The sequence below is a fragment of the Bacillus sp. NPDC094106 genome (assembly GCF_044764345.1).
Lineage (GTDB): Bacteria > Bacillota > Bacilli > Bacillales > Bacillaceae_G > Bacillus_A.
Genome location: NZ_JBIWHY010000002.1, coordinates 114,843 through 137,653 on the forward strand (window position 1 = coordinate 114,843; position 22,811 = coordinate 137,653).

23 protein-coding genes, 1 other RNA gene, 1 pseudogene and 1 riboswitch are annotated in these 22,811 nt (G+C 36.6%); of the genes and pseudogenes, 6 read left to right on the forward strand and 19 right to left on the reverse strand.

From position 1 onward, the window contains the following. Positions 1–8 precede the first annotated feature (8 nt). From pbuX to ACIQ7L_RS03410, 3 genes are all read right to left on the reverse strand, one after another. The gene (gene pbuX, locus ACIQ7L_RS03400; protein ID WP_400566612.1) at positions 9–1,331 is read right to left on the reverse strand and encodes a xanthine permease PbuX; all 1,323 of its coding nucleotides are present in this window, start codon (positions 1,329–1,331) and stop codon (positions 9–11) included. Positions 1,332–1,333: 2 nt separating this feature from the next. Then, the gene (locus tag ACIQ7L_RS03405) at positions 1,334–1,927 is read right to left on the reverse strand and encodes a xanthine phosphoribosyltransferase (RefSeq protein ID WP_400566614.1); all 594 of its coding nucleotides are present in this window, start codon (positions 1,925–1,927) and stop codon (positions 1,334–1,336) included. Between the two features lie 104 nt (positions 1,928–2,031). Beyond that, a riboswitch (purine riboswitch) is annotated at positions 2,032–2,133 on the reverse strand. 125 nt (positions 2,134–2,258) lie between these two features. Continuing rightward, complete coding sequence (locus ACIQ7L_RS03410) at positions 2,259–3,005, reverse strand: type I methionyl aminopeptidase (RefSeq protein ID WP_400566616.1); 747 nt, start codon at positions 3,003–3,005, stop codon at positions 2,259–2,261. Positions 3,006–3,304: 299 nt separating this feature from the next. Between ACIQ7L_RS03410 and ACIQ7L_RS03415 the strand changes: the two genes are divergently transcribed. From ACIQ7L_RS03415 to ACIQ7L_RS03425, 3 genes are read left to right on the forward strand one after another with little or no spacing between them, the layout of a single operon-like run. Continuing rightward, a complete protein-coding gene (locus ACIQ7L_RS03415) occupies positions 3,305–3,451 on the forward strand; it encodes a cytochrome c oxidase subunit 2A (protein WP_400566618.1) in 147 nt (48 codons plus the stop codon). Between the two features lie 29 nt (positions 3,452–3,480). Then, positions 3,481–3,954: a cytochrome c oxidase subunit II gene (locus ACIQ7L_RS03420; RefSeq protein ID WP_400566621.1), complete on the forward strand. Its 474-nt coding sequence runs from the start codon at positions 3,481–3,483 to the stop codon at positions 3,952–3,954. Further along, on the forward strand, positions 3,951–5,600 hold the full coding sequence (locus ACIQ7L_RS03425) for a b(o/a)3-type cytochrome-c oxidase subunit 1 (protein ID WP_400566623.1): 1,650 nt from the start codon (positions 3,951–3,953) through the stop codon (positions 5,598–5,600). The genes ACIQ7L_RS03420 and ACIQ7L_RS03425 overlap by 4 nt, the downstream gene beginning before the upstream one ends. Before the next feature lie 72 nt (positions 5,601–5,672). On the opposite strand, the pseudogene ACIQ7L_RS03430 reads toward ACIQ7L_RS03425, so the two are convergent. The 10 genes and pseudogenes from ACIQ7L_RS03430 to ACIQ7L_RS03475 all read right to left on the reverse strand — a co-directional run bounded on the left by ACIQ7L_RS03430 (position 5,673) and on the right by ACIQ7L_RS03475 (position 14,680). Then, positions 5,673–6,485 (reverse strand): annotated as a pseudogene (locus ACIQ7L_RS03430) (DUF2262 domain-containing protein). Positions 6,486–6,579: 94 nt separating this feature from the next. Then, a complete protein-coding gene (locus ACIQ7L_RS03435; protein WP_400566626.1) occupies positions 6,580–8,097 on the reverse strand; it encodes a carboxypeptidase M32 in 1,518 nt (505 codons plus the stop codon). A gap of 143 nt (positions 8,098–8,240) precedes the next feature. After that, a complete protein-coding gene (locus tag ACIQ7L_RS03440; protein WP_400566629.1) occupies positions 8,241–10,178 on the reverse strand; it encodes an ATP-dependent DNA helicase in 1,938 nt (645 codons plus the stop codon). A gap of 134 nt (positions 10,179–10,312) precedes the next feature. Next, on the reverse strand, positions 10,313–10,498 hold the full coding sequence (locus ACIQ7L_RS03445; RefSeq protein ID WP_097897193.1) for a DUF3921 domain-containing protein: 186 nt from the start codon (positions 10,496–10,498) through the stop codon (positions 10,313–10,315). Between the two features lie 62 nt (positions 10,499–10,560). Next, positions 10,561–11,700 (reverse strand): THUMP domain-containing class I SAM-dependent RNA methyltransferase, encoded by a 1,140-nt coding sequence (locus tag ACIQ7L_RS03450; protein WP_400566631.1) that lies wholly within the window; start codon positions 11,698–11,700, stop codon positions 10,561–10,563. Positions 11,701–11,880: 180 nt separating this feature from the next. Beyond that, an RNA gene (rnpB, locus tag ACIQ7L_RS03455) (RNase P RNA component class B) lies at positions 11,881–12,272 on the reverse strand. A gap of 87 nt (positions 12,273–12,359) precedes the next feature. Then, on the reverse strand, positions 12,360–12,695 hold the full coding sequence (gene gpsB / locus ACIQ7L_RS03460) for a cell division regulator GpsB (protein ID WP_400566634.1): 336 nt from the start codon (positions 12,693–12,695) through the stop codon (positions 12,360–12,362). 97 nt (positions 12,696–12,792) lie between these two features. Next, complete coding sequence (locus ACIQ7L_RS03465) at positions 12,793–13,347, reverse strand: SLOG family protein (RefSeq protein ID WP_400566636.1); 555 nt, start codon at positions 13,345–13,347, stop codon at positions 12,793–12,795. A 56-nt stretch (positions 13,348–13,403) separates the two neighbouring features. Further along, positions 13,404–13,931: a CotD family spore coat protein gene (locus ACIQ7L_RS03470; protein ID WP_400566639.1), complete on the reverse strand. Its 528-nt coding sequence runs from the start codon at positions 13,929–13,931 to the stop codon at positions 13,404–13,406. A 152-nt stretch (positions 13,932–14,083) separates the two neighbouring features. Further along, a complete protein-coding gene (locus ACIQ7L_RS03475) occupies positions 14,084–14,680 on the reverse strand; it encodes a YppG family protein (protein ID WP_400566642.1) in 597 nt (198 codons plus the stop codon). A gap of 177 nt (positions 14,681–14,857) precedes the next feature. Here ACIQ7L_RS03475 and ACIQ7L_RS03480 point away from each other — a divergent pair, with 177 nt between their 5' ends. Next, positions 14,858–15,052 (forward strand): YppF family protein, encoded by a 195-nt coding sequence (locus ACIQ7L_RS03480; RefSeq protein ID WP_400566644.1) that lies wholly within the window; start codon positions 14,858–14,860, stop codon positions 15,050–15,052. 23 nt (positions 15,053–15,075) lie between these two features. Here the strand turns inward: ACIQ7L_RS03480 and ACIQ7L_RS03485 are convergent, their stop codons facing one another. The 3 genes from ACIQ7L_RS03485 to ACIQ7L_RS03495 form a co-directional block, all read right to left on the reverse strand. After that, the gene (locus ACIQ7L_RS03485; protein WP_400566647.1) at positions 15,076–15,420 is read right to left on the reverse strand and encodes a YppE family protein; all 345 of its coding nucleotides are present in this window, start codon (positions 15,418–15,420) and stop codon (positions 15,076–15,078) included. A 15-nt stretch (positions 15,421–15,435) separates the two neighbouring features. Then, positions 15,436–15,678, reverse strand: coding sequence for a hypothetical protein (locus tag ACIQ7L_RS03490; protein WP_400566649.1), 243 nt, complete (start codon positions 15,676–15,678; stop codon positions 15,436–15,438). A 685-nt stretch (positions 15,679–16,363) separates the two neighbouring features. Continuing rightward, entirely contained in the window at positions 16,364–17,389 is a 1,026-nt protein-coding gene (locus ACIQ7L_RS03495) for a DUF2515 domain-containing protein (RefSeq protein ID WP_400566652.1), read from the reverse strand. 103 nt (positions 17,390–17,492) lie between these two features. Between ACIQ7L_RS03495 and recU the strand changes: the two genes are divergently transcribed. Then, positions 17,493–18,095, forward strand: a complete 603-nt coding sequence (recU, locus tag ACIQ7L_RS03500; protein WP_400566654.1) for a Holliday junction resolvase RecU — start codon at positions 17,493–17,495, stop codon at positions 18,093–18,095. A 65-nt stretch (positions 18,096–18,160) separates the two neighbouring features. Continuing rightward, on the forward strand, positions 18,161–20,779 hold the full coding sequence (locus tag ACIQ7L_RS03505) for a PBP1A family penicillin-binding protein (RefSeq protein ID WP_400566656.1): 2,619 nt from the start codon (positions 18,161–18,163) through the stop codon (positions 20,777–20,779). 23 nt (positions 20,780–20,802) lie between these two features. On the opposite strand, the gene ACIQ7L_RS03510 is transcribed toward ACIQ7L_RS03505, so the two are convergent. The 3 genes from ACIQ7L_RS03510 to dnaD are packed head-to-tail and all read right to left on the reverse strand — an operon-like array spanning position 20,803 to position 22,696. Further along, positions 20,803–21,321, reverse strand: coding sequence for a YpoC family protein (locus ACIQ7L_RS03510; protein WP_400566658.1), 519 nt, complete (start codon positions 21,319–21,321; stop codon positions 20,803–20,805). 4 nt (positions 21,322–21,325) lie between these two features. Beyond that, on the reverse strand, positions 21,326–21,973 hold the full coding sequence (nth, locus tag ACIQ7L_RS03515) for an endonuclease III (RefSeq protein WP_097897206.1): 648 nt from the start codon (positions 21,971–21,973) through the stop codon (positions 21,326–21,328). 15 nt (positions 21,974–21,988) lie between these two features. Further along, a complete protein-coding gene (dnaD, locus tag ACIQ7L_RS03520) occupies positions 21,989–22,696 on the reverse strand; it encodes a DNA replication protein DnaD (RefSeq protein WP_400566661.1) in 708 nt (235 codons plus the stop codon). Positions 22,697–22,811 lie beyond the last annotated feature (115 nt).

Sequence of the window (22,811 nt, forward strand, 5' to 3'; positions counted from 1 at the left end):
CTTTTTGTTTATGCTTCTGTTACAGCGCTTTGCACTGGAATTTTCTCTTCTTTTGTTTTCGCTTTGCGCTGCGGAATCATATTAAACACGATATTTAAGAGTACCGCTGACGCACTTCCAAGCACAATTCCGTTATCTGTTAAAATACGAATGCTTTCTGGAAGCTGAGAGAATAACGTTGGAACGACTGTTACACCAAGTCCGATTCCAACAGAACATGCTACAATTAATAAATTTTCTTGCTTAGCAAAGTCTACGCTGCTTAACATTTTAATCCCATATGCCATAACCATTCCAAACATCGCTAGCATAGCACCGCCAAGCACTGGTTTTGGAATAATCGTTGTAATAGCTGCAATTTTAGGAATAAAACCAAGTACGATTAACATCCCACCGCATGTATAAATGATCACACGATTTCGTACACCTGTTAATTGAACAAGACCGACGTTTTGAGAATAAGTCGTATAAGGAAATGCATTAAAAATACCGCCTAAAATCATCGCCAATCCTTCGGCACGGTAACCCTTCGTTAACTCTTTCTCACCAATCTTTTTGTTACATATATCAGATAAAGCGAAATACACACCAGTTGCTTCTACAATTCCAACACAAGCAACAAGAATCATTGTAATAACCGGTGTTAATTCAAATGTTGGTGTACCAAAGTAAAACGGCTGAATACTGTGAAACCAATCTGCTTCTCCAACTGCTTGCAGGCTCACTTTCCCCATAAATGCTGCTATAATTGTACCAAATAAAAGACCAAGTAAAATCGAAATAGAGCGGATAAACCCATCAAAGAAACGATACATAATTATAATAAATAATAAGACACCGAATGCTAATGCTAAGTTTTCAAGACTCCCAAAATCTTTACTACCTACGCCCCCAGCCATATCATTAATCGCTGCTGGAACTAATGTAACCCCAATCACTGTAACAACTGAACCCGTTACAACAGGTGGGAACAGTTTCACAAGCTTTCCGAATAACTTCGCAAAAATAACAACGAACAGCCCTGCTGCAATAATTGCTCCATATATAGAAGAAACACCGTACTGCTTACCGATAGCAATCATCGGTCCAACTGCTGTAAACGTACAACCGAGTACAACGGGAAGACCAATTCCGAAAAACCGATTCGATAACGCTTGTAAAATCGTTGCGACACCACACATTAATAAATCGATAGATACTAAGTACGTCAGTTCCCGCTGATTTAAACCAAGTCCTCCGCCAACAATAAGAGGAACAATAATTGCTCCCGCATACATGGCAAGCATATGCTGCACGCCAAGGGATGCGATTTTGAATGGGTGCTGCTTCATAATTATTTCACCTCCACAGTCTCTTGCAAAGCAAATGTAACAGTGCCGTTATCAAGTGATGCAATTTCTGCAAGTGATTCTACACGAACGCCATTCTCACGCAGTTTCTTTCCTCCATCTTGAAATGCTTTTTCAATAACAATTCCAATTCCAGCAATACTTGCTCCAGCTTGCTCTACTAAACTCATTAAGCCTAAAGCAGCCTGACCATTTGCTAAAAAGTCATCAATAATTAAGACACGATCATTTTCATCAATATGGTTTCTAGATAATGAAATCTCATTTGTTTCTTGTTTTGTAAATGAGTATACTTTCGCAACATACATATTATCTTGTAACGTTAACGATTTACGCTTTCTTGCAAAGATTACTTTCACACCAAGTTCTAAAGCTGCCATCACTGCTGGTGCAATTCCTGAAGATTCAATCGTCACGATTTTTGTAATGTTTTCTTCTTTAAATCGCTGTGCAAACTCTTTCCCGATTTCTTGCATAAGTACTGGATCAATTTGATGATTTAAAAATGCATCTACCTTTAGCACATCACCAGATAAAACCTTTCCTTCGTTTAAAATCTTTTCTTGTAATACTTTCATGCTTGTTCCTCCTCTTATGCAAATAAAAAACTCCAAAAGCAGCCTCCACTCGTTATAAGTGAGAAACGTACTTTTGGAGCATCGCAAAAAAATGCTAAACCAGCAATATATTCGTCCTCACTCATAGTCAAAGTATTTACGGTACTTCGGTAGAAACTTGCAGGCCATATCCCTGCGATTATATGAGTGTAGCTAACCTATTTATTTATAGGAGGATTATAACGCACTTTTTTTACTTTGAAAAGCATTTTTAGAAAAAAACACGTACAAATTTCATAAAAATACCTTTTTCGTTCGAGTTTTGAAAACTCTTACATTTTGTATTTTCCTGCTAAAGACTCGTTAAAATAATCGGTCCATCCTTTGTAATTGCTATTGTATGCTCGTACTGTGCTGATAGCTTCCCATCCATTGTCCGTGCAGCCCAGCCGTTTACATCCACTTTTGCATACCGCATACCTACATTTACAATTGGTTCAATCGTTATTACCATCCCTTCTTGTAACATTGGTCCTTGCCCTTGCTTTCCAAAATGAAAAATCGCTGGTTCCTCATGGATTTCTTTACCAATTCCATGCCCTGTGAAATCCCTTGCGACAGAGAATCCTTCAGAAGTTACATAACTTTCAATTGCATAGCCAATATCCCCAACATGATTTCCTGCTATCGCTTGTTCAATCCCTTTATATAAAGCATTTTCTGTTACTAGTAATAAATTTTCTGCCTCATGAGAAATATCTCCTACTTTATAACTCCATGCAGAGTCAGCGAGTGCACCATTTAAATTTATTACCATATCAATTGTAACAATATCTCCTTCATTTAAGGCCTTATCGGTTGGGAAGCCATGACACATCTCATCGTTCACAGACGCGCATATTGCATATGGATAATCGTTATATCCTTTTTGTTCAGGCGTTGCACCATACTTTGCTAAATATGTTTCAACAAATGTATCAATTTCCAATGTTGTGATACCTGGTCGCAGCATCTTTGCAATTTCTTGATGACACGAAGCTAACAATTTCCCAGATTCGCGCATCAAATCTATCTCTCTTCTCGTTTTTATCATATTCATACAATCTCTCCTCGTTCATCCTTCTATCCATAGGCTGTAAACTCCCATTAATAAAAGCTATCCAAATTCCATCATACACACCCTTCTCCATAATTTCAAAAAAGCTCTCATTTCACATTTTTTTCACAAATTCATATTCCAAAACTTGTAAGAATCCACGATTTTACAAGTTCTCATCATAGACATAGTTTTTATTGTATCAATGAACACTTTTTGAAAGCATATGTAGACGCGGTTGAATTATCTAATTTTTTTGTATTATAAAAATATAAGATTTCATTTATCCAAGGAGGGATATCATGGGCGAACATAAATTGCATCAACAAGAAACGGAAAGCAGTCAAAAAAGCTCCCTAAAAGGAACATTAATCTCCGTTTTTTTGGTTGGCTTTTTCATTATTTTCACTTGGTTTAGTGTCTATCAAATTTTTGTTAATCGACTTTAATATATTGTTTTGAAAAGGGAGATGGGGATATGCACTTACATAAATACGAAAAAATCTGGCTCATTTTCGGTGTCGGTTCACTATTCGTATTTTTGGCTGTTTTAGGAATTAGTGCCTTTTATATGGGAAACAAACCACCAAGTTGCTTAACGACCATTGACCCCGAAAAGGTCCATGCAACAGCACCTTTTGATCATCCTGGTGTCAAGCAAGTTGGGAAAGATCATTATCAAGTTATCATCATATCACAAGCATTTTCCTTTACGCCAAACACAATTAAAGTACCAAAAGGTGCGAAAGTAGATTTCGTCGTCACAACGCAAGATGTTGTACATGGTTTTGAAATTGCAGGAACAAACGTCAACATGATGATTGAACCTGGATATGTAAGTACTGCTTCACAAGTTTTTCAAAAATCTGGGGAGTATTTAATTGTTTGTAATGAGTATTGTGGTACTGGCCATCATATGATGAGCGCAAAAGTGGAGGTGACTGACAAATGATTGCACTGCAAGATAAAATAAGTAAACGAGATGCAAAACTAGCAATAGCTCATATTCATGTTGCTTTTATCGCTCTATTTTTAGGTGGGCTATGCGGATTATTGCAAGTTCTCGTTCGCTCTGGAAAATTCAATTTACCTGCTGGTATTGGTTACTATCAAATATTAACAACTCATGGTGTTTTGCTCGGACTCGTATTAACAACGTTCTTTATTATCGGCTTCTTATTTGCTTGTATGAGTAAAACAACTGGTATCCTATCGAAAGGAGTTCGTCAAACAGGTTGGATTGGCTTTTGGCTTATGACAATTGGAACAACAATTACTGCCATTTTTATTCTACTTAATAAAGCAACCGTACTCTATACATTTTACGCCCCATTAAAAGCACATCCTGGATTTTATATCGGACTTACCCTTGTTATTGTCGGCAGTTGGTTCAGCGGATTTGCAATGTTTGCTCAGTATCGAACATGGAAAAAGCATAATAAAGGAAAAATAGGTCCTCTTTTAAGCTTTATGGCCGTTGTAACAATGGCGCTATGGCTCGTCGCTACAATCGGTGTTGCTGCCGCTGCACTTATTCAGTTTATTCCATGGAGCTTAGGATTTATCGATAAAATCGATGTCCTTGTTAGCCGAACACTATTCTGGTACTTCGGCCATCCTCTCGTTTATTTTTGGCTCCTCCCAGCTTATATGGCTTGGTATGTTATTATACCGAAAATTATTGGTGGGAAAATTTTTAGTGATTCATTAGCTCGTTTATCATTCATCTTATTTTTACTATTTTCTATGCCTGTAGGATTTCACCACCAATTAACAGAACCAGGAATTGACCCTGGGTGGAAATACTTACAAGTTGTCTTAACATTTATGGTTGTCATTCCATCCTTAATGACTGCCTTCTCTTTATTCGCCACCTTCGAACAGTTTGGTCGCTCTAAAGGAGCTACTGGACTATTCGGATGGCTTCGAATGCTTCCATGGGGAGATGCTAGATTTTTCGCTCCATTCGTCGGTATGCTCATGTTTATCCCAGCTGGTGCCGGTGGACTTGTCAATGCAAGTAACCAACTAAACCAAGTCGTTCATAATACTGTATGGGTAACTGGACATTTCCATTTAACATTAGCAACATCTGTTGTATTAACATTTTTCGGTATTGGTTATTGGCTCATTCCTCATTTAACAGGACGCGTCATGACAAAGGAAATGAATCGCCTTGCTATGATCCAAACTTGTGTATGGGCGGTCGGCATGTTTTTCATGTCTGCTGGTATGCACTTTGCCGGACTACTTGGAGCACCTCGCCGCTCTGCTTTTTCCACATATGGAAATTCACAACAAGCACTTGAATGGATTCCGTATCAAATTGCACAAGCAGTCGGGGGAGCGATTTTATTTGTAGGAATTGTAATTGCGATCATTATTTACTTAGACCTTGTCTTCTTTGCTCCGAAAGGTCAAACGGAGTTCCCAATCGGTGAAGTAGCCGATGCATCTGAACGTACACCGATGGTTTTTGATAATTGGAAGCTTTGGATTGGTATTACGGCGTTACTTATTTTATTCGCTTATACCATTCCGTTTATCGATATGATTCAAAATGCTCCGCCTGGTTCGAAAGGGTTTAAATTATGGTAGCTAAAAAGCAGAGGGAGTTCCTCTGCTTTTTATTATTTTAAAGCCCCTTAACTCATCATTCACCAAACAAATTTATCCTGCAATATGAGCCGAATTAAGAGTCCCATTAATATTTCCATCTACCATAATACAATGTCCCCAAAACATATCCCCATCAGCAAAATATATTGTAAAATCACCGTCTGAATAAACACTTATGCTCTCTAATTCCATAAAACCAATGAACATTTCCTGCGTAATCTCATCTATCTCTGCCTCATCATCATCCTGTAACCATTCATTTGCTAACCCCAATAATTCTGTTGCTGCAAACAGTTTAATTTTTCTGTTCCATTCATTTTTCTCCTCGAAAAGTGCATATGCTGTTTCTAAAGCCGCCATCATCATACGCTCATCTTTATTCCAATCAAAAGACAAACTGCATTTTTCACCATCCCAAGTAATCTGCTTTTCAAATAACTCCACACTTTTGTCAAGTACAAATTCACCTAACACTTTATCTTGATAATAGACTGGCTTCATTGAATCTTGTAATATCTTTTCTAATTCATTATCTCTATATGTTTCATCCAAAACCTGAACAAGCATCATCGCATTTTCTGCCCTACGTACCAGCAACCTTACAACGGTATTTTTTTATAAAAATTCTCTTGATCGTCTCAATTCTGCATCGTCAGCTAACCATTCAAGTCTTAGTTTTTCTTCTATAATCAATTCATGATTACACAAATCTTTCCATGCAATCAAAGGGATTGACGCACTCCATAAAATAGCATCACCTGCTCTTCCCGCACCTACGCCCGATGCTCCTGTAACAGCCGCTACCTCAATAATCTCTTCTGTAAATCTATTTTCAAATCTACTCGTTTCACTTAATTTACTCATTTTCATTTCGCTCCCCTTTATATTATATAAGCACATACACGGTACACATTTCATTTATAAAAAGGAGCCACATATATGTAGCTCCTCTGCTTTCTTATAACGCATAAATCTCTTTATATTTCGCTTCTAAATAATCTGCTAAATAATTCGCATTCAAGCCTTCTCCTGTTACATCTTCTAAAATTTCTAGTGGTTTTTTCGTTTTACCATATTGGTGAATATTCTTTGTTAACCATTCACGAATTGGCGTCACGTTTCCTTCCTCTAGCAATGCATCGAAGTTAGGAATTTCTTCTAGCATCTTATGTTTAAACTGCGCTGCGTACATATAACCAAGTGCGTAAGATGGGAAGTAGCCAAACGATCCATCTGACCAATGCACATCTTGCAGTACACCCTGTGCATCCGTTTCTGGACGGATGCCTAAATAACTTTCCATTTTATCATTCCATGCTGCCGGCAATTCTTTTACTTCTAATGTTCCATCAAATAATTCTTTCTCCAGTTCATAACGAACCATAACATGAAGGGGATATGTCAGTTCATCTGCCTCAATACGAATAAAGGAAGGTTTTGATTCATTAATTGCATCATAGAACTCATCTCCAGATACATTTTCAAATTGTCCATTACTAAATTGTTTTAATAGCTCATAATTTTTCTTCCAGAATGATTTATTACGTCCAATAAAGTTTTCAAAGAATAGCGATTGTGATTCATGAATTCCCATCGATGTACCACTGCAAAGTGGCGTTCCTTCTAATTCTTCTGAGATATTTTGTTCATATACAGCATGGCCGCATTCATGAATAGTGCCAAACACTGCCATACGAAAGTCATTCTCGTCATAACGGGTCGTAATACGAACATCCCCTCTATTTAATGTAATTTCAAACGGATGTATCGTTTCATCTAGACGGCCAGCCTCAAAATTATAGTTTAATTGTTTTAATAACTCTAAAGTGAAATTCTTTTGTTGGTCTTTTGAAAAATGCTCAAATAAAACATTTGTTTTTAATTCTTTATTAGACCCCGAAATTTCTTTTACAAGCGGAACAATACGCTCACGTAATTGTTCAAATACATGGTCTAATACTTCTACTGTAATACCCGGCTCATACATATCTAAAAGCGTATTATACTTATAAGTTTCATAACCCCAATATGTAATGAATTTCTTCTTATATTCAACAATTTTCTCTAAGTATGGACGGAACATTTCAAAATCAGATTTTTCGCGTGCTTCTCCCCAAACACTTTCCGATTTTGCTTGTAATTTGACAAACTCTTCATACTCGGCTTGAGGAATTTTTTTATTTCGATCATATTCTTTACGGCACTCTTCTACAATTTTCTTCGTTGTTTCAGAAATTTTATTCTCTGCGATTAGCTGCTCTAATTCCTTTAAATATCTTCCCATCTCATCTGAAGTCGATAATGAAAAGACTTCAGATGAAAGCATTCCTATTACTTCAGAGCGTTGATCCACACCCTTTTTTGGGGCACCTGTACGTAAATCCCAAAATATTAAACTTAATGCTTCGCCATAATTATTTATCTTCTTCACGTATGCTAAAAACTCTTTTTCCACTTCATATGTAGCTATTGTCATATGATAACCCTCCTTTTTCTACCTCACCTTTATTTCGACATAAATAGATAATCTCCTTTTCTTCCAATAGAAAAAAGCTCGGCATTTGCCAAGCTTTTTCCTATTTGGTGAAGCGTAAAAAAACCTGATAATCGACTTTCACTTTATAAAGCCGCACCTTCTACTGGAAGTACTTTCTTTACAGCCTCAATAACCTTTTCGTTTTCATTCTCTGACAAGAATAACGAAATCGCACCCTTATCCTCACTTGTACGAATTAAGCGACCAATTCCTTGACGAAGACGTAAAATCATATATGGTACATCTACATCCCAAAATGGATCATTCACGTGCTTACGTTTCGCTTCAAACACAGGATCGTTTGGAGGGAATGGAAGCGACCAAATAATGACATGAGATAATGATGAACCCGGAATATCTAAACCTTCCCATAAATGAACCGCGCAAAGCACAGTCTCTTCTTCATTTTGGAAACGTGAAACAAGTTGACTAATTTCTTGGTCTCCTTCATATAAGAACGGAACAGACATTTGCTCTTTATTCACATATTCTTTGAATGCCGCAAGTTCTTGTGTTGTACGGAATAATACAAGTGTACGTCCATTTGTTTTTTGAATGTTCTCAAGTGTATACTGACATTTTCGTTCCCATTCATTTTCCTTCGTATACGACGGTAAGTACACTTTCATTTGTTCTTCATAATCAAACGGAGAAGCCACTGCGAACGATAAATAATCTTTTACTCCTAAGCTATTTGCTGTAAATGCAAATGAATCATTTTCAGATAATGTAGCAGAAGAGAAAATATACGGAATTTTTTTCGAGAATACTTTCTCCTGCAACACTTCTTCTACGGCACGTGGCATAATAACTAATGTAAAGGCACCATCACCTTCTTCTCCCCATGTAATTACATTTTTCTCATGCATGAAAAGACGAAGTGAATGCTCCAATACATCTAAATGCTCATCAACGATATTTAAATCATATGTGTTTACTGTGTACATTTCACTTTCAAATACTAATGCATCACCGACTTCCCCAATTTTCGCATAAAGTCGTTTTGCCTCAGCAGTTACCTTTTCTGTCACAGTAAGTTCTAAACGATCCGAACCAGCAATTTCTTTTTTATTCTCTTGTAAAACATCAAAGAATCGCTCTGTTTGCCAAATCGTTTCTTCTACTAAATGAGCAAACTCTTCTCGGATATCATTTTGTAATAATCTTGTTAATAATTGTTCCATCATCGTTTGCTTTAATCGGTACGTTAATGCTTTTTGTGCCGCATATTCAACAAGATGGCCTTCGTCAAAGACAACACAGCTACTTTCTGGTAAAAGCGGCATCTGGCCTTCACGCTTACGAGCATCATATGTCCAAATATGATCCATATAGAAATCTTGAGAGCAAATAATTAAATCTGCTGCTTTACGATAATGTTCACGAGAAAGTGTTTGACCACAACGATGACGAGAATCACATGTAAAGCAGTCCTGGAAATAATCCCAAGATACTTTTGACCATTCTTCGTCATTTAATAGTGGAAACTCTTTTCGATCACCATAATGCGTAAAATTTTGCATTGTTCCATGATCAAATACAAATTGAGGTAATTCATAATATAGATCTTCAATTACTTCTGGAGCTCGTCCACTCATCACGTCTTCAAGTTTACGTAAGCATAAATAATTATCCATTGATTTTGCTAGACGTACATCAACTGATAACCCTAATGCTTCTGATAATTTAGCAATGTCCCCTTCTTCTTTCACCAGCTGCTCGATTAACGTTTCGTCTGCACAAGCAATAATAGCTGGTTTCCCCGTATAACGCGCATAACAAATTGCATATAAAAGATACACAATCGTTTTACCCGTTCCTACGCCTGCCTCCGCGAACATAACTTTCTTCTCTTGAAATGCTCGTTCTAATTGGAATGCCATAAAAATTTGTTCATCGCGTTCTTCAAAACCTTTTTCTGGGAGGATATCGTAAAACACATCTCCAATCCACTCATTCAACTTATCATAAAAATTATCTTGTTTCCCTACTTCAAATGGTAATTTCTTCTCAGTAAACATCCTCAGCCTCCAACAAAAAAGTTTTTCTATAAAAAGATATAGCAACTGCTATTTCTAAATAGCAGTTGCTTTCCCCTGTTGTAATACATAGAAATGCGCGAAAAAAGTTTTCCTTTATATAAAGGAAAACTTTTTTACTCTATTAATGACTTTAAGTAGCGCTTATCAATTAATGTTTCATGTGATAATGCAGATAAATATTCTTCCTGCGCTTTTTGTATTTCATCTGCTGCTACACCTTGAAAATTAATTTCTTTTCCAAGCTCATCATACGTACGATGAATGGCCTTTTGAATCATTGACAATTGGAAACCATCCATATTGATTCCTCCTTTTGCACATTACATAATAGCCAGTATATGCGCAGGAAAGAGGTTTTATACTATGAATTGCGTGGTGGGCGTTTCCCAAAGTACTGATAGTAATCTGTACGAATAAAGCCGTTAAATAGTTTACGCTTTTTCGATGCTTCTTTTCCATAACATTTTTCAAACGCTTCATAGCTTGTTAATAAATACAGCGACCACGTATCTAATGGGCGGAATACCTCTCCCATTTCTTTATATAACTTTTCAACAAGTTCTTTTTCACTTAAACGTTCTCCATATGGAGGATTCGTTACAACATAGCCATATTCCTCTTTTGTTGTGAAATCTTTTACTTGCATTTGTTTAAAGGAAATTAAGTCACCAAGTCCAACTTCATCCGCATTATCTTGCGCAACTCTGATCATGCGGTGGTCAATATCTGATCCAATAATTTGTAATGGCTGATCATAATTCGCTAAATCTTCTGCTTCTTGACGTGCTTCTTTCCAATTTTGCTTACCAATCCAGCCCCATTCATCAGATGCAAACTCACGGTTAAAGCCAGGAGCAATATTTTGTCCAATTAGTGCCGCTTCGATCGGAATTGTCCCAGAACCACAGAATGGATCAACAAATGGTCGATCTGGCTTCCAATTTGTAAGTTTAATTAAAGATGCAGCTAATGTTTCTTTCAAAGGTGCTTCCCCTTGATCAACACGGTAGCCACGCTTATGAAGACCAACGCCACTTGCATCAATTGTTAATGTTGCAATATCTTTTAACATCGCAATTTCGATACGGAATAAAGGACCATCTTCTTCAAACCATGTTGTACGTCTATAAGTTGTCTTTAATTTCTCAACAACAGCCTTTTTTACAATACGTTGACAATCTGAAACACTAAATAACGTTGATTTTAATGACTTTCCAATAACAGGAAACTCTCCGTTTTCTGGAATATAGTCACCCCAATTTAAAGCCTTCGTCTTTTCAAATAACTCATCAAATGTTGTCGCTTTGAATTCACCAACTTTAATTTTCACACGATCTGCAGTACGTAACCATAAATTCGTACGACAAATTGCTTTTGCATCCGCTTCAAACGTTACTTTTCCATTTTCTACCTGGCATTCATAACCAAGATCGCGAACTTCTCTTGCAACTAAAGCTTCAATTCCCATTGCCGCTGTTGCAATTAAAGTAACTTTTCCCATTTGCATTCACCTCTTATGTATAATCAAACAATAACTAATAGTTTTGTCTTCTATTAATTATTCCATATTACGAAGTATTTTCTTATTTATCATTTTGACTCACACGTTATCACTTCATACAAATAAAAAGCCCTCCTCTTACAAAGGAGAGCTGAGTTATTTCATCATTGGTTCATAACGTTCTGTAAGCCATGTTCTGTTCCTTTGTACTGCAAACGGCCCACGCCTCGTACTCCGGTGGCAATCATCTATCTACAGGTTACTCAAACCTGTCCTTTCCCATCGTTCATTTCCTTGGAAAAGATTCCCCTACCATTATTTGGGTTTCTCGCTCGTGGGGTTTACCTCGTTCCACTCCTATCATTTCTTCAAGGACTTCGTCACTGTGGCACTTTAAAGGTAGTCAAACCATATCCAAAAGGACTTAGGTTTTTTCCCTGCCGTTAATCCAGCCTTACAGCCAGAATACCCTAGCTTATGAATTGGCTAGGCACGAACACTACGACCATCTCAGGTCGTGCGAGCATGGACTTTCCTCTACAACGTTGGCGTTGCAGCGATTACCCAAACGTTATGACAAACATTAGTATAGTGGAAACAAAAAGATTTTGCAATGCTTTTTTATATGTAAAATGCTTCAATCTTTTTCCATTCCTATATTACTCGTATAACTTACTTCCAAATACAGCTTTTTCCAGATTAGATAAACGCTTTAAAATATCTGTATTCGTATTGTTGTATACAGGTTGTGCAACTGGTGTTGGAGCCGGTTGCTGCGGAGCTTGTGCTCCAACTAATTTTTGTTCTTCTAATTCACGTTTTAAACGCGAATTCTGTTGCTGCAATTGTTCAAGTTCCTTATGAAATGCTTCATAATCTTTAATAATCATATCAAGGAACTTATCTACTTCTTCTTGTTGATAGCCTCTCATGCCAGTTTTAAATTCTTTTTCTAAAATATCTTTCGCTGTTAGTTTAATTTTATCCGAAATCATTCTCTTCACCTCAAATTTTTCCCAAAACTTTCATTAGCTAAATTTTTTCAGAAACAGTGCCTTTTGTCAATCATCTATACATGAGCTATATTTCACATTACTCTGCATTATTCCACTGTTCCTCTTCTATTATATCTTGTAAATCAGAAAAAAGAATGAAATAACTATGATAATTTTCTATTTCTCCTTTTTTCTTTGCTGCTTCTACCATGTATTTAGGACTTCCTGGTTTTTCTTCATCGTATACAGCCAAAAGTGCATCACTTTTTTCAATAAAAAATTGATTTTTCAATCGAAACTGTTCTGGACTTTCATATTTTCTTTTTGTAATACTATCAACATGATCTGCTTGTCCAAGAACAAACTCATAAAGTTCTCGATTTCCTTCTTTCCAACTTTCTTCTTGTTCTAAAAAAGGGGTAAACACAGCAAGTTTTAAATCAGGATACTCTAACTGCATTTCAAAAACAACTTCAGCAGCCCATAACTCTACCCCTAGCTGTCCACTTATGATAACCCACTCTAATCCCTCTTCTATAAAGGCGAGTAACTTACGATGTACCGCTTTTTTTATGCACGCAACACCTGGATGATCATTCTTAAATATTCCAAGTTCAAATGGCTTATATCCTGTTACAGCTACAACTTTCATATCAACACTCCATTTAAAAGAAAAGAACTAGCATTTCGCTAGTTCCAACATAACATTTACTTTTTAAACATTCCACCAACGTTTGGTCCTATATTAGGTCCGAACGGTGATACATTCGGGCCTACGTTTGGTCCTAATGGAGATACATGATGTGGATGATGATGATGATGGCAACATGCTCCAGGTCCACCGAATCCTCCAACTCCACCAGGTCCACCGAACCCTCCAACTCCTCCAACTCCTCCAGGTCCACCGAATCCTCCAGGTCCACCAAATCCTCCAGGTCCACCGAACCCTCCAACTCCACCGAATCCTCCAGGTCCACCGAACCCTCCAACTCCACCGAATCCTCCAGGTCCACCAGGTTCTACAACATTTACATTTGAAGTTGTTTGTGGGAAGAAGTGTGCACTTTTAACTTGTTGATGGTGAACATGTGTTGTATGAGTTGGATGAACATGCGGCACCACCGTTGTGGAAAAAGTGTGTGTTACGCATTGTTTTGTTGGATGAATGACAGGAGGTGTTGTACAAATAGGTCCTGTAGGCTTATGCCCTCCAAAACAAGGATGACAATGATGCATAGTTTTTCTCTCCTCTCTCATAAAAAAATCTGACTACACTTTACAATATGAGAGAAGAATCAAAGCCGCTTGTTATATACACCTATTTATTTAATGGAAATTTGTCTATATTGTAGTCATTTCTATCTACTAACTTGACCACATAGCTATCATTATTTTGCGAAAAATCCTCCAACTTGTTTTACAATCCCTGTAACTTGATTCATCGCATTCATCATTTGTCCTGCTGTATTCATCATTTTATTCACATCGTAGTTTCCATCTGCGGTTTTAAATTGAGATACAAAACTAGAAAACTGACTTGGTTGTTGCTTTTGTTTATTCATTGTTGGATATGGTTGAAAAGGCTGTTTCGGTGGATAAAACATAGATGGCTGATTCATATACGGTTGTGGTTGCGGTGGTACATAATATTGCTGATTCATATATGGCTGCTGTTGCTGGTTCATATCTGGCTGCTGTTGCTGGTTCATATACGGCTGCTGTTGCTGGTTCATATCTGGCTGCTGTTGCTGATTCATATACGGCTGCTGTTGCTGATTCATATACGGCTGCTGTTGCTGATTCATATACGGCTGCTGTTGCTGGTTCATGAAGGACACTTCAAATGGCTGATAATAATTTTGATTTCCATAATAAGGCGCGAAAGGATACATATTGTAGCGTAAATATGTATCCTCATTATATTGATAAACATTTGGATTTGTATATGAATTTGATTGCTGATATGCATTAGATTGTTGAAACATGCATTCTCTCCCCCTTTACCTAAGTTTCTACCTATAGAATATGTACCTATAAAATAAAATGTGTACCTATATAAATGTCTGTTTTTGTCGGAAGTTTAAATTTTTAAAAAAATAAGAAAGTAAGCCCTTTCATGGTATGATAATGAAGAAGAAGATTCTCATAGGGGAGGAATCAACATGGTATTAGGGGATTTAAAACAGGCTTTTTCTCAAAAAAAGGGGTATTGTACAGAAGATATGAATGAGTTACTCGACTTCGCAAGACATTGTTATCTCGAAGGAAAAATATGTATATCAGAATATCGAGTATTGATACGTGAATTAGAAACAAGTGGGGCAACAAAACCCACACATACAATTGTAGAATCATAAAAACAAGAGGGTTTCCCCTCTTGTCACTTACATAACTCCACAACATTTTGCAACGTATATAAAATCGCTTGATGCGTTTCATAAAATCGTTTCCCTTTTCCCTTATTTACAAAACACTGCAAAGCATTATTTTGTAAATTATCATACACTTGATCAATTTGCTGTAAATGTATATATTTAGGCTTTTCTTGTTTTATCCATTGATAGGCTAATTCTTTCCAATCCTCTAACTCTCGATCAACCATATCTACAAAAGGCTTCATATCCGTATAAAAATCAAACTCTTTATCTTCTCTTTTTTTTACAATCGTTTTATCATTATAATCCATTAACTTTTTTGAAGATTGCATTAACGCTTGATACTTCACTCTATTCCCACCTTACTATGCACCTACTACGACGTTTTGAAACGTTTGAAGCCAACTTCCTTTTTCTTCATGATGCAATAATTTATCTTCCATATGTTGAATATGCATTTCTGTTATTTCTACCTTATTACATATATCTTCACGTCTATCCTTTATAGCATGATTAACCCTAAGAGAAACATTCATTTCCAGCAAATCAAGAGCACTTAACATTTGATCCATTTTCTTCATTACATTTTCCTTCTGAACCATCGCCATTTATAAAACGCCTCCTTCTTTGCTTTCCCTTTGTCATGTAATTTCGACAGTTCACTTTTCACTCCTGCATGACTGACAAAACTAGTTGAGATTCGGCAAATAAAGTGAAACTTCCACCAATGATGAGGATTTCACCAACAATTTGTCCTCCTTATTCCTCTTCCTTATCTCTACTCAATTTTTATCCCGCATTAACGGGCAGTAAGACTCCCACCTCAAAATTCGGTGAAAGCAAAGAAGGTAGGTGGGAGATAAACTGCCCGTAAAAGCCCGATTGGTGATGGCTGATAATCAGTGGGGGATGAAGAACCCCCCACACTGATTAAAGTTTCACTTTATAGTTAGGGAATTATTTTCCGAAAATAGCGGAAGAAATCGGTTTGTATGTGTTTTATAGAAATGGTAACAATACAAAAGGGAGGTGTTACCATGGCTAAAAATAAAGATGAAAAGAAGAAAAAGCAAAACAAACAACAAAATAAACCTGAGACTGGAAATCCAAAGCTAGATGGGCCAAACTTCCCTGCTACATAAAGGGAGACTTTCATGCGTTAGAAAAGTTATCCACCTCAGATAACTTCCTTCTTTTCACATTCCGCTGAGATGATATATTTTCATGAAACATGTATAAACGTAACCAATCGAGTAGTCCCGCATCCTTGTAAAAGTGCGGGACTTTTTCTTATTATATCATGAAGTCATCTAACCTTTTAAAAAAGCCATTTAATGTAGAAAAAAGATGCACTTGCTTTTGTTTATCTCTAAACCAAACCGTTATATCAGTTTCTTCCTTTGGCTCCTTATGCAAAAATAAAGTCTCTACATCCATTTCTGAATGGAACCAATCTGTTTCAATCTTTTTTTGATGCGGCACAATTGAAAAGACATCTCTAAGCTGAGGTGTGTCCTGTTCTTTTGAAACTTTAAAATATTGCTCATAATCCATCCTTGAACCTGTGTGAACAGTATGTAAGACAAAATCATAAAATAACTCTTCATAGTCAGGATGAAACAATAACCATGCTAGGTTCTTTCCAAGCTCGATGCGCTTTTGTAACTTTTCAAATTCATAAACTGAGAAGCCATATAAATTCCCTTCCACCGTCGGAAAAATCACCGCATTAAAATGAAACCATTCTTGAAATTTAAAGAGTGCTGTATCAAATACACGTTTTTGAAAATATGAATTCTCAATAACTGGTTTTTGAATTTTATTTTGTTCATTAATAATTAGTGCCGTCATAAGTCGATTCATATCTCTTTCTACCCAAAAGCGTTTCCATTCTTTCTCCATAAAAATAGATATTTCAAAAAACTGTAATAAATGAAAAAGCGTTGCACCGCCCTCTTTACTATGTTCGTACAATAATAATTGCGGATATGCATCTGAAAAAATAAGCCAATTCGCACTTTCATATGTGAGAAATAATTGTTTTCTCCTCTCTTCAGATAAAACGTTCGGATAATACTTCCCTTCTAAATCTGTCATATTCCACCCAGAATTTCTCGAAACCATACTGGCTAAAAAAGACCACCGAATTTCTTTATTTCTCAAGTAATATTCTTGATAGGCATGTGTACGTGAGATATTATCTATATTCGCTAGAGTCATTTGTTCCTTAATATACATGATTAAATGCTTCTCCTCTTTTGTACAAGAAATACCCCTACGTTCGTTTTGTATTTTCTCGTACTCATTCCACACAAACATTAGTAAATCGCCTCATCTCTCCTGAAAAAAGTCACATTTCCTTTGTTTTTTTTGATATAATCACCTTTGTAAGTGATCCTAAGTAAGTTGGAGTGGACAAAATATGACCATTCGTTATCCAAACGGAAAAAGGTATAACCAAGCGTTACAGCCTCAAAAAAGTCAAATAAAAAAACATACTTACAGTAACAGAGGTATGTCTCTTGAAGAGGAATTAAATGAAACAAATCAATATTATTTAAGTCATAATATTGCATGTGTACATAAAAAACCGACCCCTCTTCAAATTGTAAAAGTAGATTACCCCGCTCGAAGCGCTGCAGTTGTAAAAGAAGCTTATTTTAAACAGCCTTCTACGACAGATTACAACGGTGTATATAAGGGGAAATACATTGATTTTGAAGCGAAAGAAACAAAAAATAAAACAAGTTTCCCGCTACAAAATTTCCATTATCATCAAATTGAGCATATGAAACGTGTAATTGCTCATAATGGAATTGCATTTGTTATTATTAAATTTACACTTTATGATGAATTTTATTTACTCGATGCAAAACACGTTATTTCATTTTGGAATCGTCAAGATAATGGTGGACGTAAATCGATTACAAAACAAGAAATCGAAGAGCACGGATCCTTGTTATCATGCGGTTATCACCCTCGAATTGATTACATTCGTGTACTAGACACGGTTTATTTTTCATGATAGAGTCAACAATAAGGCTCTTTTTTCGACTTTTGGGGAGAAAATGAAAGGTAGGAGAAAGTATAATGTCAGAAAAGTATCGTTCTCGTACAGAACGAAAACATGCAAAACATCAAACGAAAGAAACAAATAAAAAGGAGAAGCCCAAGAAAAAAGGTTCCTTTTTTAAGAAATTTTTAATAGGTTGCCTACTTCTTGGCATTGTTGGCCTTGTGGCAGGGGTTTCTGCTTTCTTCATCATGGTAAAAGATGCTCCAAAGCTAGATAAAGCGAAACTTGTCAATCCGTTATCTACTAAATTTTATGATAAAAATGGCAATTTCTTTTATGAATATGGTGCCGAAAAACGAACGAATATCACTTACGATCAAGTTCCAAAAGTAGTAGAAAATGCATTCCTCGCCACTGAAGACGCTCGCTTTTATGAACATAATGGAATCGACATTAAACGTACAGGAAAAGCGATTATGGAAAACATCACAGGCGGATTTGGATCACAAGGTGGTAGTACAATTACACAACAGGTAATCAAAAACTATTTTCTAACGATGGAAAAAACATCAAAGCGAAAAGTACAAGAATGGTATTTAGCTTATAAATTAGAGCAACAATACTCCAAACATGAAATTTTAGAAATGTACTTAAACAAGATTAACCTAGGTAATCGTTCTTATGGTGTCGCAACTGCAGCGCAAAACTATTATGGAAAAGATTTAAAAGATTTAAAGTTACATGAAGCTGCAATGCTTGCGGGATTACCACAAGGACCAAATATTTATGATCCAACAAAAAAAGAAAATGTCGAACGTGCAACTAAACGTCGTAACGTTGTATTAACATTAATGAATCGTCATAATTTCATTACAAAACAACAAATGGATGAGGCAATGGCTATCCCAGTAACAGACGGACTTCTTCCATCTAAAGAAGTTACTGAAATGCCTTACCCTGCCTTTTTAGATGCAGTTGTAAAAGAAATCGAAAAAGAAGAGCCTGATGTAAATATTGGATCTGATGGATTACAAATTTACACAACGCTTGATAGGGACGCACAAGAGTACGCTGAAAACATAATGGATGGGGACATTATTAAATACCCAAATGATCAATTCCAAGGTTCTTTCGTATTTATGGATACAACCTCTGGAGAAGTTCGCGCAGTTGGTGCTGGACGTAAAGAAAGTAAATCGACATTTAAAGGACATAATATGGCGATTGATTTAGAGCGCCAAGTAGGTTCCACAATGAAACCTATTTTTGACTACGGTCCAGCGATTGAAAATCTACAGTGGTCCACTTATCATCAATTAAACGACTCAGAATATACGTACTCAAACGGTACAAAAATTCGAAATGCGACAAGCAGTTACAAAGGGGATGTTTCTATGCGTGAAGCATTGAAAAAGTCTTTAAACATTCCTGCTTTAAAAACTGCTCAAACAGTCGGGTTAAATAAATCAAAAGAATTTGCCGAAAAACTTGGTATGACATTCAAAGATGGCCCATATGAATCAACGGCAATTGGTAGTAACGAAAGTTCTCCATTACAGGTAGCTGGTGCCTATGCGGCATTTGGGAACGATGGTGTTTACAATAAACCTCATTTCGTAAAAGAAGTTGTCTTCCCTGATGGCAAAAAGAAAAGCTTTAAACCAAAAGAAAAACGAGTAATGCAAGATTACACAGCATACATGATTACAGATGTCCTTCGCGATGTTGTAAAACCAGGATCTGGTGGTACAGGCTCGGCAGCATATGTTCCAGGCGTCGATCTTGCTGGTAAGACCGGAACTCAAAACTATGATAAATCGGTTATCCAAAAATATGGTATTCCAGCAGATGCAAACCGAGATAGTTGGTTTGCAGGATATACACCGCAATATACAATGGCCGTTTGGACAGGTTACGAAAAAGATAGTAAAGAAAATTATATAGGCGATCGCTCAACAAAAATTGCACAGCAAATGTTTAAAGCAATGATGAGTAAATATGCTACAGATAAAACTCGTTTTGAACAACCTTCTTCTGTAGAACGTATAAATGATGAACTCTATGTGAAAGGTGCAAAAAAGGATGCTGTTAAGCAGATCAAAGTCGATCCACCAACTGGTGTAACGCCATCTTATGATGCAGCATCTAATACGATTACATTAAGCTGGTCTGGTCCTTCAACAGATGTTGATGCTTACTCTGCAAGCTATAAAGCCAACGACGGTTCTAGTGGCAGCCTATCCGTGAGTGGTACAACTGCTACACTTAGCGGTATAAAACCAGGTGTGACTTACACCTTCTCTGTAGTAGCGAAAAAAGGGACTGGTACAAGTGATGCCGCTGGCGTATCCTTTACTGTTCCTGGTGAAAACGCAGATGCCAAGAAGAAAGCTGAAGACGAGGCTAAGAAAAAGGCTGAAGATGACGCCAAGAAAAAAGCTGAAGACGAGGCTAAGAAAAAGGCTGAAGATGACGTCAAGAAAAAAGCTGAAGATGACGCCAAGAAAAAAGCTGAAGATGACGCTAAGAAAAAGGCCGAAGATGATGCCAAGAAAAAGGCTGAAGATGACGCCAAGAAAAAAGCTGAAGACGAGGCTAAGAAAAAAGCTGAAGATGACGCTAATAAACAAAAACCAGATCAACCAACAGGTGGAGACGTTCATCCACCAGAGCCCGTTAATCCAACACCATAATATAAAAAAGAAGTCACCTTTCTCTAACGAGATGGTGACTTCTTTTTTTGTATTATTTTTTTTACACACAACTTTTCTATTTCTACATACAACTGTGCCAGTTGAATATAGGAATGATAATGATTTGGTTGCTCTATAATAAATGAATAACGTTCCATAAAGTTAATTGGTTTTATCTGTAGTTCTTCAATCTTGCTCTTCATATCTTTCAATCCCGACACTGGTTGTCCATTTAACCAATATAACATTGATAATAAATGAGCTGCGAAGTGAATCATCGGCTCACTTGCTTCTTTTCTTTTTCGATTCCGAAAAGATATAGATATATCCTCTTTTTTTTCTTTCCATATATCTAGCACAGCTGGAATACTCATTTCTATCTCATTCCATGGTTTGTATTGTTCTTCTATATCAAATAAGAAATAATGGCTTTCTATCAATTGCACAAAAGATGCATCTGTATGATAGATAATCTTGTCTATATCCCCCTCAAAAAAGGGAATACACCGGAACTCATCCGGTATTTGTACCACTTGTTTCATCTTTTTACTTTCCCTTCATTCGCTTTTTTCCTTCGCGACATACTTCTAGTAACGGGCACTCTTCACATTGCGGGCGCTGCGCCTTACAATGATAACGTCCAAAGAAAATCATACGATGATGTGTAACTCCCCACTCTTCCATAGGTACTTTCTTCATCAATGTTTTTTCTACTTCCAGAACTGAATCTTTCCACCTACAAATCGCCAAGCGTTTACTTACTCTCTCCACATGTGTATCAACGGCAATAGCAGGAATCCCAAATGCTACTGAAACAACTACATTCGCCGTTTTTCTACCAACTCCTGGTAATTTCGTTAATTCATCACGATCCTCCGGAACCTTACCATTATAATCATTAAGTAGCATCCGGCATAACTTCTGAATATTTTTTGCTTTATTTCTGTACAATCCGATTGAACGAATATCTTGCTGTAATTCTTCTAAAGAAACATTTAAATAGTCTTCAGGCGTCTTATATTTTTGAAATAAATTTTTCGTGACTTTATTTACAAGTACATCTGTACATTGTGCAGATAATGCCACCGCAATCACAAGTTCAAATGGATTATCATGATTTAATTCGCAATGTGCTTCTGGATACATATCTGCCATTGTATCTAAACAATAACGAATTTGGTTTTTATTTAACATATATTTCCTCCTACATTACTGCTCCAGCCAATTATAAAAAGGTACTTTCCCTGTATATTTGGTCTCTTGTTTCGATATTTGCTGCGTTCGTTGTTGATTTGCTCTAAATTTCCGCCCCTGATCTTGCGCTTGATCAACCGTCTTAATCCCGTTCTTTTTCCATTCAAACAAAATCCGGTCAATATATCGAAAATTAAGCTTCCCGCTCATTACCGCTTCTCGAAGAGCTGCTTGAATTAAATTTGGATGGTGTTGATCTTGGTCCTGCCACATCGCTAATGTTTCACATTCAAAAGGCGATAATGGTCTCCCAAATTCATGTTCAAAAATTGTATATAAATTTACTTGAAGCTGTTTTTGCTCTTTCTGTTCTTCTTCTATTGTTTCATTCATTAAAAAGTGCAATATTTTTTCCCAAAGCGGTTGCAAAGAATAACTTTCACACATCATCGCTTCGGATCTTTGTCCACCTTCTAATGCTAAAAATCCTTTTTGGATTAATGTTTGGATTACTTCCATACATTTCATTTCTGTAATTGTCATTCGCTCTGCAATCTCTGAAGGAGTTGGAAAAGAATTACCCGATTCTAAAAACGTATGCACATGAAGTACAACCATAAATTCTGTTTCATTTAAACCTAATTTTTTATAGTGCATCATAAGCAATTTAGGAATTGCGATGCTGCCCTGTTCAAACCACTGTAACATCATTTTTTTCTTCATCACCAAACACCTCGCTCTCTAGTATAACACACCTGTTACAATTTCTTTTTGCCACAATTCGTCAAAAAACCTCCCTATATATAGGGAGGTCCTTTTCATTTGTTTAAAGTAACCT

Coding starts and splice junctions, on each gene's coding strand:
- ACIQ7L_RS03410 (WP_400566616.1), bottom strand. CDS start 3,005: ATGAATATGATAAAAACGAGAAGAGAGATAGATTTGATGCGCGAATCT.
- ACIQ7L_RS03480 (WP_400566644.1), top strand. CDS start 14,858: ATGGTATTAGGGGATTTAAAACAGGCTTTTTCTCAAAAAAAGGGGTAT.
- ACIQ7L_RS03420 (WP_400566621.1), top strand. CDS start 3,481: ATGCACTTACATAAATACGAAAAAATCTGGCTCATTTTCGGTGTCGGT.
- ACIQ7L_RS03405 (WP_400566614.1), bottom strand. CDS start 1,927: ATGAAAGTATTACAAGAAAAGATTTTAAACGAAGGAAAGGTTTTATCT.
- ACIQ7L_RS03505 (WP_400566656.1), top strand. CDS start 18,161: ATGTCAGAAAAGTATCGTTCTCGTACAGAACGAAAACATGCAAAACAT.
- ACIQ7L_RS03415 (WP_400566618.1), top strand. CDS start 3,305: ATGGGCGAACATAAATTGCATCAACAAGAAACGGAAAGCAGTCAAAAA.
- ACIQ7L_RS03465 (WP_400566636.1), bottom strand. CDS start 13,347: ATGAAAGTTGTAGCTGTAACAGGATATAAGCCATTTGAACTTGGAATA.
- recU (WP_400566654.1), top strand. CDS start 17,493: ATGACCATTCGTTATCCAAACGGAAAAAGGTATAACCAAGCGTTACAG.
- gpsB (WP_400566634.1), bottom strand. CDS start 12,695: ATGATTTCGGATAAAATTAAACTAACAGCGAAAGATATTTTAGAAAAA.
- ACIQ7L_RS03495 (WP_400566652.1), bottom strand. CDS start 17,389: ATGTTTGTGTGGAATGAGTACGAGAAAATACAAAACGAACGTAGGGGT.
- ACIQ7L_RS03435 (WP_400566626.1), bottom strand. CDS start 8,097: ATGACAATAGCTACATATGAAGTGGAAAAAGAGTTTTTAGCATACGTG.
- ACIQ7L_RS03445 (WP_097897193.1), bottom strand. CDS start 10,498: ATGGATGGTTTCCAATTGTCAATGATTCAAAAGGCCATTCATCGTACG.
- pbuX (WP_400566612.1), bottom strand. CDS start 1,331: ATGAAGCAGCACCCATTCAAAATCGCATCCCTTGGCGTGCAGCATATG.
- ACIQ7L_RS03490 (WP_400566649.1), bottom strand. CDS start 15,678: ATGGCGATGGTTCAGAAGGAAAATGTAATGAAGAAAATGGATCAAATG.
- ACIQ7L_RS03440 (WP_400566629.1), bottom strand. CDS start 10,178: ATGTTTACTGAGAAGAAATTACCATTTGAAGTAGGGAAACAAGATAAT.
- dnaD (WP_400566661.1), bottom strand. CDS start 22,696: ATGAAGAAAAAAATGATGTTACAGTGGTTTGAACAGGGCAGCATCGCA.
- ACIQ7L_RS03510 (WP_400566658.1), bottom strand. CDS start 21,321: ATGAAACAAGTGGTACAAATACCGGATGAGTTCCGGTGTATTCCCTTT.
- ACIQ7L_RS03425 (WP_400566623.1), top strand. CDS start 3,951: ATGATTGCACTGCAAGATAAAATAAGTAAACGAGATGCAAAACTAGCA.
- ACIQ7L_RS03470 (WP_400566639.1), bottom strand. CDS start 13,931: ATGCATCATTGTCATCCTTGTTTTGGAGGGCATAAGCCTACAGGACCT.
- nth (WP_097897206.1), bottom strand. CDS start 21,973: ATGTTAAATAAAAACCAAATTCGTTATTGTTTAGATACAATGGCAGAT.
- ACIQ7L_RS03450 (WP_400566631.1), bottom strand. CDS start 11,700: ATGGGAAAAGTTACTTTAATTGCAACAGCGGCAATGGGAATTGAAGCT.
- ACIQ7L_RS03475 (WP_400566642.1), bottom strand. CDS start 14,680: ATGTTTCAACAATCTAATGCATATCAGCAATCAAATTCATATACAAAT.